This window comes from Frankia sp. AgKG'84/4 (assembly GCF_023242965.2).
Taxonomy (GTDB): Bacteria; Actinomycetota; Actinomycetes; order Frankiales; family Frankiaceae; genus Frankia.
On record NZ_JALKFU020000221.1, the window covers coordinates 1 to 7,908 of the forward strand.

Consider the following 7,908-nt stretch of genomic DNA (forward strand, 5'->3'; position numbering starts at 1 on the left):
GTGCTGGTGCCGGCGGGCGCCGCGCCGGTGGCCGCGGCGCCGGCCGCTTTGGCACTGGCGGCCTGCTGGGTCGCGCCGAGCTGGGTGAGCAGCTTGGCGGCATCCGGGCGGCGTTCCGGCTTCTTGCGTAGTGTCGCGGCGACCACGCCGCGCAGCGTCGCCGGCAGACCGTCGAGTTCGGGCTCGCCGTACACGGTGCGGTAGAGCAGCGCGTCCAGCGGGCCCGCTCCGAACGGCGGCTGGCCGGTGGCGGCGAAGGCGACCGTCAACCCCCAGGAGAAGACATCGGCCGCGGGGCGTGCCCGGCGGGTGGTGGTCAGCAGCTCGGGCGCGAGGTAGCCGATGCTGCCGAGAACCACGCCGGAACCGGTCATCGTGCTCGGCGGGCCGGCGACAATCCCGAAGTCGATCACTTTCGGCCCGTCGGGGGCCAGCATCACGTTGCCGGGCTTGAGGTCGCGGTGCACGACGCCGGCGTCGTGGATCGCGCACAGGGCGGCGGCGAGGCCGCGGGCCACCTGCCACAGGCGCTCGCCGGTGAGCGGGCCGTCGGCGGTGACCGAGGAGAACAGGGTGGGACCTTCGATGTACTCGGTGGCCAGCCACGGCGCGTCACCGTCGACGTCGGCGGCCAGCAGTCTGGCGATGTGCGGGCTGTCGATCCGCGACACCGCTGTTGCCTCCCGGTGGAAGCGGCTGCGTGACCCCTCGTCGGTCGTGTACTCCTCGCGCATGACCTTGACCGCGGCTCGGACGCCGGCGGCGTCCTGGCCGAGGTACACGATCCCCATGCCACCACTACCGAGCCGCCCGACGAGCTGGTACGGACCGACCTCGGGCGGATCCCCCGGTCGCAAAGCTTTCCAGGACACGCAACGTCCCCCTCGGACTCCCTCGGTCGGCGGGACTGCCACGTGCCCGCCGTACCGGGTACCGGGAGCCCGGCGACGTCACGGCCGCTGGGCGCCCGGCCGCGGCTGCGCCGCCACCCGACCGGACCGTTGTATCCCGGTGATCCGACCGCAGTGGCGGTGATCGCGGGGCGGGGGAGTACCACATCGGGGATCACCCGACGGGAGTTCGGGGGCCCGGTCGGACGGCGCGACCACGCCGCCGTCCGACCGGTGCGCCGCGCCTGGCGATGCGGCCGCGAACACCCTCCTACCTGGTCTTTTCGCCGCAGCGAGGGCGGCGCGGCTAGCGGGCGATCAGCTTGCGGACCTCCGTCGTCGAGGTGCCTAGTCCACTCGGACTACCGAAGGGCCGCCTGTCCGCGGCCGGGTGGTAGCGCAGTTCGGCCTCCTCATAGCGGTGGGTCCCTTCGTGCCAGCGCAGGATGCCCGCGAGCCAGTGCTTCAGTTCCTCGACATAGCTGAGGAGCGCGCCGCGGACCTCGTCGTCGAGTTCCAACTGGTCGAACAGCGCCGGCAGTTCCTCGGCGATGATGTGCTCGAACTGGTGCATACGGGCGGTCATGAGGTCGTTCACCACCGCGAGTGCGCGGAACCGATCGCAGTCGAGGAAGTTCTCGACCACCAGCACGCAGTTGTGCAGCTCGCCCTCGAACTGGATCTCCTTCTGATAGGAGAAGACGTCGTTGAGCAGGCAGGCGTAGTCCGCGGCGGCGCTCTCCAGCGAGCGGATCGGCCGGGTCTGGAAGACCTCCGCCGGCACGATGTTCGACCGGGCGAGCCGGCACAGGCTCATCGTCAGGTCGGAGCCGAACGTCGCGCGGCGCATCTCCAGATAGTCGATGGGATCGGGGATGCGGTTCACCGCCGCGTTCTCCAGCTCCCACACCCAGCTATCGATCATCACTTCGATGGCGATGCGGAAGGCGGTCCGGTCGGCGAGCGGCATCGGTCCGGCGGTGCGCTGCCACAGGTCGGCGAGTCCGCGTTCGAGCGCGTTGGTCGGCGCCTCGGGCGGCGGCCCTTCCAACGGCATGAAGCCCTTCAACCGCGCGTTGCACGCCTTCGCCGCGGTCAGGTTCCCCGTCCGGCCGAAGGCCACCGGGTAGAGGTCGTCGCCGTAGGTGCCCCAGGTCAGCCAGCCGGTGGTGAGGTCCAGCTCCGCCGCGGAGGCGTCCGGGTGGATGCCGGCCGAACAGAGGGCGAAGTCGAACGCGACCAGCTTGTGCTCGTCCCAGATGCCGGGCACGGGGTCGAGCATGCCCATCGCCGCCGCCCAGGGGACGATCGCGCGCCGGGAGTGGTCCAGGTGCGGGCTCTGCCCGGTCGTGTAGGGCAGGTAGAACTCGGGCAGCGAGGTCACTCCGACCGGCCGGAACGGGATGTTGGAGTGGGAGCGCAGCCGCTGCGGCGCGGTCGCCAGCAGGGACGGCACGATCCGCACGGCCGACGTTCCGAGGCTCGGCAGACCGGGCAGTCCCGGCAGGCCACCGACCCCGAGCAGCGGCGTGAGTTCTGCAGGGAGTGTGTCGACCGCGGCCTCGCGGTTCATGTAGCGGCTCGAGCGCAGATGCCACTCGTGCCCGCCGGACTGCCAGTCCTGCAGGCCCTTGATATAGGCGAGCGTCGCGGCCTTGCCGGCCGGGTCGATGCCGTTCTCCTCCAGCAGCGCGGGCAGCTCCGCGAGCGCCGTGTGCTCGAACTGGTGCAGCCGGGAGGTGAGCAGGTCGTTGACCGCCTCGGCGGCGGTCTGGGTGTCGATGTCGAGAAACTTCTCGACGACCAGCACGCCGTTGGAGAGTTCGCCCTCCTCGGAGACCTCGCGCTCGTAGGAGAACAGGTCGTTGCGCAGGTGGACGGCGTCGGCGAAGGTGTCGCGCAGGACCCGCAGCGGGCGGGTGGCGGCGATCTGGGCCGGGACCTCGGCGTCCTCGGAGTGTTCGACGAGGTTCGCCGACCAGGGGGCGCCGCCGACCTTGCGGCGCATCTCGATGTACTCGATCGGGTTCGACAGCCGCCCGGCGTTGATGTTGGCGAGTTCCCAGAGCGACTCGTCGAGCAGGTTACGGGTGCTGACGACGAACCGTTCCCGCCAGGCGAGCGAGCGCGCCGGCACGGTCCGCTCCCACAGGTCGGCGAGTCCGCGCTCGACCGGGTTCGTCGGCTCGTCGGTGATCGGGCCGTCGATCGGCATGAAGGCGTGCAGCCGGTCGAGGTAGGCCCGCGCGCCCGCCATGTCGTGCGTCCGCTTGAACAGCTCGAGGAAGTGGTCGTCGAAGTAGAAGACCCACACGTACCAGTCGGTGATGAGGTCCAGCCGGTCGGCCGGGGCATCCGGGTGGGTGTAGGCGCACAGCAGGGCGTAGTCGTGATCCTCGAGGTCCTGCTCGGTCCAGATCACGACTTCGCCGTCGGGCGGGTCGATCATCTCCATGGCCCTGGCCCACGCCCGGGTGTGCTCCCGGGCGATCTCCAGATGAGGGCTGAGCCGCGCGGGATAAGGCACGTAAAACTCGGGGAGGGTAAAAGGCTGCATGATTCTCCGGGAAAACCCTTCTCGGCCGCCGATTCGGGCGGACGCGGCCGGCGGCGTCAGCGAAACCGGCGCGCCGCCGCAGCCCAGGGCCGCGGCGGCGCGCCGGCAGGGAACTCAGCGCCCGATCTCTACGTTCTCGAGCACGCCGAGCGCGTCCGGAACGAGCACGGCGGCGGAGTAGTAGGTCGTCACCAGGTAGGAGATGATGGCCTTCTCGCTGATGCCCATGAACCGCACGGACAGGCCCGGCTCGATTTCATCGGCGAGACCCTTGTAGTTCAGACCGATGACGCCCTGGTTCTCCTCGCCGGTCCGCACCGCGATGATGGACGTGCGGCCCGTGTCGCTGATCGGAATCTTGCTCAGCGGCAGAATCGGAACACCACGCCACGCCGGCACGTGCTGGTCGTGGAAGAGCACGGTCGCCGGGTAGATACCGGCGGCCGTCGCCTGCCGGCCGAAAGCCGCGATCGCCTTGGGATGGGCGAACAGGAAATGCGTGCTGCGCCGGCGGCTCAGCAGCTCGTCCAGGTCGTCCGGGGTGGGCGGGCCGGAGTGGGTGTGAATGCGCTGACGCAGGTCGACGTTGTGCAGGAGGCCGAAGTCCGGGTTGTTGACCAGCTCGTGCTCCTGGCGTTCCCGCAACGACTCGACGGTGAGGCGCAGCTGCTGCTCGAGCTGGTTCTGCGGCTCGTTGTACAGGTCGGCGACCCGCGAGTGGATGCGCAGGACGGTCTGCGCGACGCTGAGCTCGTACTCGCGCGGTGCCAACTCGTAGTCGACGAAGGTGCTCGGCAGGTCGGCCTCGCCGGAGTGCCCGGCCGAGATCGCGACCTCGGCCTCACCCTGGCGGTTGGTCGACGGCCGCGGGCGGGACCGGTAGTCGTCCAGGTGGCTGCTGAGCTCCTCGTCCCGCCCGACGACCTCGGCGAGCTGGTCGCGGGTGGCCACGAGAACGGTCGCCGGGGTCAGGGCCCGGGCGGTGTAGTCCCAGGTCACGTCCGTCTCGGTGAGCACCTCGTCGCCGAAGAACTCGCCGTCGGCGAGCACACCGAGGGAGCGCTCGTCGCCGTACTCGCCCGCCCCGAACTTCCCGATCTTGCCGTGGGCGACGAGATACACCGTGTCCGCCGGTGCGCCGCTTTCCGCGATGACGTCGCCCTGGGCGTACTCGCGCTGCTCGAAGCGGTCCGCGAGGCCGGTGAGGGCGTCGCCGGAGTAGCCGCGCAGGGCGGGCAGTTCCGCGAGCTCGCCGGGCACGACCCGCACGTCGGACCCGGTGTTGGTGAAGGTGAGCAGGCCGTCGCCGAGCACGTAGCTCAGCCGGCGGTTGACGCGGTACACGCCACCGGCCGTCTGGACCCAGGGCAGCACCCGCAGCAGCCACCGGGAGGTGATCTCCTGGCTCTGCGGTACGGACTTGGTCGTGGTCGCGAGGTTGCGGGCGGCCGCGGTACTGAGGCTCAGTCGGGCGGCCTCGGCGGGGTCGGTCGGCACTGGCTCGGTCATGGCAGAGTCCACCTAATCTTCGTTCGTCCAGGGCAGGAGCAGCCGGGCACGGTGAACTGCCGCGCCGGGCACACATGTCTGTTCCGGCCGCGCGAGTCCCGGCGATGACCTCGCGGTCATCGCCGGACTGACGGGCCCGGAGACACGTTGGTCGTGGTGATGCATTTCAGTCGAGGCTCGGCCAGCGCGCTACGCCTGGGGCGCGCTGGCTGTTGCCGCGCAATCTTTTCCGAGATCTCCCGCGGGACGCAGAAATGCCGGTGCCGCTAGGGGTTCCCGGGTATTCCTGCGGTGGCTTGACGGTGGTCGCCGTCGTACCCTAGCCGGCTAGCGGATCACTTTTTCCGCATTGCGGGATGATGATCTACGCTGGTCCGGCGGTCCGGACGATTGGGCCGTCATCGGCTCCATACCAGTAAACCCCCGTGTTGTCGCGTGGTTCGGCGACATGCATTGTGCTTTGGTGTCTGTGAGCGCATGGCTGCGCATCGGCAGCCTCCCTCATCCGCGCCGCGGCCGGCAAGCATTTTGTGGAACCAATCGAGGACTGGCCCGGGAAGAGGGTCCCTCCTAGTCCGCCCCTCGGCGCTGACTGTCACGGAAAGTCAAGGGCGCTCGAGGGAAGCCTGCCGCCCGTGTCATCGGCCAGACAGCGCGGCCGGCGCGCGCGACGGTGGGTCGCCGCCCATGGAACGGGTGAATCGGATCTGCGGGGGGTCTGGATTGTCCTGCCACTGTCCGATGGTTATCGCTGACTGGACGAAACCGGGCGTACGCGTATATGTCTTTCTAATCTTCGGCCTTCTTTTGACGAATGGTGACGGCCGTCGTGTCGGCCGTCATGCGCGCGGAGGGGAAACCGACGCCGGTGCGGCCCGGATGGTGCCTTCCGGCTGTGCGCCAGCCCACATCAGGAGCGGATCGGTGGCACGCTCTGGTCGTCACCTGCCCGCCCCTGGGCGGGCAGGTGAGAACTCCGTTCTCCCTTGACCGCGAGCATCCTTACCGCCGCGCGGGCGATGGGCGGGATGGTGTTACCGCGGTCGGCCGTGACTGCTGACGCCCGCCTGGAGTCTCGTCGCGTGAACCGGCTGGCGCAGGTCAGGCGGGCGGGCCCGGGCGGGCGCGGGCGCGAAGGCATCCGGGTGGGGCCGGGCGCCGTCGCGCGCCGGGAACCGCGGGCCGACTGGTTGCGCCAACCACCGCCCCGCGGCTCGTCCCGCGCCGAAGCAATGCGAAGTTGGTGCCTGTCGCTCCTTCGGTTGAAGTGCTGCCCCCGGTTTCCCGGTCGGGTGCTCACCCCAGCCGCCAGGAATAAATGCCTTGCAAACATGGGACTTTGGTCCGTTGTGCTTTGCCGGCGATGGAGAGGTCGCCGGGCTGGCCTATCTCGAGCGGCTCGGGGCCCGTGATGTGTCGCGGCTCGCCACCGGTGCCGACGAGCCGGATACCGGCCCGCCTACGGCGTGGATACCGCGGCCGGTGCTGGATGTCGCCGCGGGGAGGTGTCCCCCGCAAGGACTGTCCTCCGGGTGAACCCCCGAGGTTCGCGCATGCCGGCCGGCGGCCCCCACCCGATCTTTCGCAATGAACAGGTCGCTTTGAGTGACACAGATGATCGTCGTGCTAGTAGTGAATGACCAGCTTGGCGAGACTCGTGTGGTCAGGTTGAGTCAACGGGGTCTACCCGAAAAGGGGACGCGGGTCTGCTCAACCCGGGTCAGGTGCCCTGGCCCCACCGGCGGGGCTCACCCGACCCGACGCCGCGCGGCGGCCAGCGGGTGGGTGAACCGCTCGAACGCCGCCATCTGCTCGACGGACCAGGGGCTCAGCGCCCACGGAGCCGCGCTGGCGGCCGTGCGGTAACTCTCCCAGTCGACCCAGCGCCACTCGACGACCTCGTCGGGGTCCGGGTCGGGGTCGGCGAGCGCGCGAGCCACGTACACCGGGCAGAACTCGTTCTCGACCAGCCCGTCCGCCGCCGTGGCGCGGTACGCGAAGTCGGGCAGCGCGCACGACAGGTCCGTCAGGGCCAGGCGCAGCTCCTGCTCGACCCGCCGGCGCACCGCGACCTCCATCGGCTCCTGCGGCCGCGGATGCCCGCAGCAGCTGTTGGTCCACACTCCCGGCCAGGTCCGCTTACCGAGCGCCCGGCGAGTGACCAGAAGCCGGCCGGCTGCGTCGAAGATGTAAGTGGAGAAGGCCAGGTGAAGCGGCGTGTCGAGGCCGTGTACTGCGAGCCGCGGCGCCGTGCCGCACGGCTGGCGGTCGGCGTCCAGCAGCACGACCTGATCGTCGAGGTCGACGGTGGGAACCGATGCTTGTGGACTCAACTGTCCGGCCTCACTTTCCAGGATGTGGCGTCCAGTGCGGTGGTTGGATGTCCTGTCCATCCTCTCGCTGTCGCCGCCGGCCGGCGGTCCGGCCCCGGTTGGCGGCTGGTCACATCCCCGACCGGGTACGCCGTGACGACCGGCGACGCTCCCTGGAAGAGTGCCCCCGCCGGTACCGCGACGCGACCGGCCGCCCGCCGTCGAGCGGCGTGATGGCGTGATTCGCGACCGCGATAGGCCCGGAGTGTCGACCCGGTCGATGGCAGACTGACGAGGCGGACCGGTGGCCGCGGCGGACCGCCACCGGTGCTCCTGCCCACCGCACCGTGGAGGACCCGATGACCGACCTGGATCTGCGGACCGACCCTGGTCTTCGCCCGCCCGGCGCGACCCGCGGCGGACCCGCCCGGCCGGGTCCCGCCGACGAGCTGCCCGGCGTCCTCGCCAGCCTCGTCACCAAGGGGCTGGGCGACGGGGAGCCGACGAGGGCCGAGGCGCTGGCCGTGCTGCGCAGGGGGGGCCCGCCCCACAATTGCCGCGCCCCCCCCCCCGTACCCCCCCGCCCCGCCGCCCACCTCACCGACCTAAAATGTGTTTCACATACTTAGTGGCAGGGCGC

At 70.3% G+C, this 7,908-nt stretch carries 5 protein-coding genes; 1 reads left to right on the forward strand and 4 read right to left on the reverse strand.

Annotated elements, in window-relative coordinates; translation table 11 throughout:
* From MXD58_RS14780 to idi, 4 genes are all read right to left on the reverse strand, one after another.
* A partial coding sequence (locus MXD58_RS14780; RefSeq protein ID WP_250609418.1) for a serine/threonine-protein kinase occupies positions 1–872 on the reverse strand: 872 nt, incomplete at its 3' end.
* Positions 873–1,197: 325 nt separating this feature from the next.
* On the reverse strand, positions 1,198–3,447 hold the full coding sequence (locus MXD58_RS14785) for a family 2 encapsulin nanocompartment cargo protein terpene cyclase (protein ID WP_248841176.1): 2,250 nt from the start codon (positions 3,445–3,447) through the stop codon (positions 1,198–1,200).
* Positions 3,448–3,561: 114 nt separating this feature from the next.
* Positions 3,562–4,956, reverse strand: coding sequence for a family 2B encapsulin nanocompartment shell protein (locus MXD58_RS14790; protein ID WP_248841177.1), 1,395 nt, complete (start codon positions 4,954–4,956; stop codon positions 3,562–3,564).
* Between the two features lie 1,748 nt (positions 4,957–6,704).
* Positions 6,705–7,289, reverse strand: coding sequence for an isopentenyl-diphosphate Delta-isomerase (gene idi, locus MXD58_RS14795; RefSeq protein WP_248841178.1), 585 nt, complete (start codon positions 7,287–7,289; stop codon positions 6,705–6,707).
* A gap of 338 nt (positions 7,290–7,627) precedes the next feature.
* Between idi and MXD58_RS14800 the strand changes: the two genes are divergently transcribed.
* Positions 7,628–7,897, forward strand: a complete 270-nt coding sequence (locus MXD58_RS14800) for a hypothetical protein (protein ID WP_250609419.1) — start codon at positions 7,628–7,630, stop codon at positions 7,895–7,897.
* The last annotated feature ends 11 nt before the right edge of the window (positions 7,898–7,908 follow it).

Bases quoted from the DNA above. Each gene is read 5' to 3' on its own strand.
- MXD58_RS14785 (WP_248841176.1), bottom strand. From the start codon at position 3,447: ATGCAGCCTTTTACCCTCCCCGAGTTTTACGTGCCTTATCCCGCGCGG.
- MXD58_RS14800 (WP_250609419.1), top strand. From the start codon at position 7,628: ATGACCGACCTGGATCTGCGGACCGACCCTGGTCTTCGCCCGCCCGGC.
- MXD58_RS14790 (WP_248841177.1), bottom strand. From the start codon at position 4,956: ATGACCGAGCCAGTGCCGACCGACCCCGCCGAGGCCGCCCGACTGAGC.